The organism is Nonomuraea recticatena (genome assembly GCF_039533245.1).
GTDB classification, from domain to species: domain Bacteria; phylum Actinomycetota; class Actinomycetes; order Streptosporangiales; family Streptosporangiaceae; genus Nonomuraea; species Nonomuraea roseola.
In genome coordinates this window covers 1-860 of the sequence record NZ_BAAATE010000137.1, presented here as the reverse complement: position 1 = coordinate 860, position 860 = coordinate 1, and the positions used below count along the sequence as shown (strand labels likewise).

The window sequence follows — 860 nt, the reverse complement described above, 5'->3', positions numbered from 1 at the left end:
CGGATCGAGAACCGGTGCGGCGAGGAGAAGCCGCTGGGCGAGGTCACCATGGGCGCGCACGAGAGCATCCCGGTGCCCACCTCGGACGAGGGCCTGGTCGTCGCCCGCTTCCACCCGGAGCAGTCGATCCTGGCCAAGCTCAAGTCGACCGCGTTCCGCTCCGGTGAATACTGGATCACGCTGGACGGGGAACCGCACCGGCTCCCGCTTTCCCACGCCGAGGCGCCCATTCTCATCTCCGCGCCCGGTGACGACTCGCTCGTGCTGGGCGGCCGGGAACTGGACACCAAGAACATCACTGCCAACATTCCGGGACGCGTTGTGTTCTCGGTAGTCACGACCAAGTAGGGGATCGCAATGGTGGGTGCTCCGGCCTCGCGGCGGAAGATCACTTACATCTTCCCGATCTACAACGAGCAGGACAACATCGACCTGCTCCACCAGACGATCGACGAGGTCACGACCCCGCTCCGGGATCGCTACGACCTGGAGTTCGTCTACGTCAACGACGGGAGCAGGGACGCCTCGCTCGACAAGCTCCTCGCCCTGCGCGAGCGCGACGAGCGCGCGACGGTGATCAGCCTGTCCCGCAACTTCGGCCACCAGCTGGCGGTCACCGCGGGCCTGGACGCGGCGGCCGACGCCGACGCCGTGATCATCATGGACGCGGACATGCAGGACCCGCCGCGGGTCAGCCTGGAGCTCATCGAGCGCTGGGAGCAGGGCGTGGACGTGGTGTACGCGCAGCGCCGCTCCCGCCAGGACGGCCTGTTCAAGCGCCTCACCGCGAACGTCTTCTACCGCACGCTGGAGAAGCTCGCCTCCATCGACATCCCGCGCAACACCGGCGACTTCCGGCT

At 67.3% G+C, this 860-nt stretch carries 2 protein-coding genes; both read left to right on the top strand.

The window, feature by feature from the left end; genetic code table 11:
- The coding region (locus ABFX50_RS50770) for a hypothetical protein (RefSeq protein WP_346158519.1) at positions 1 to 348 on the top strand (348 nt) is incomplete at its 5' end.
- Positions 349 to 357: 9 nt separating this feature from the next.
- Positions 358 to 860, top strand: a 503-nt coding sequence (locus ABFX50_RS50765) for a glycosyltransferase family 2 protein (protein WP_346158517.1), incomplete at its 3' end; no start/stop codon positions are given.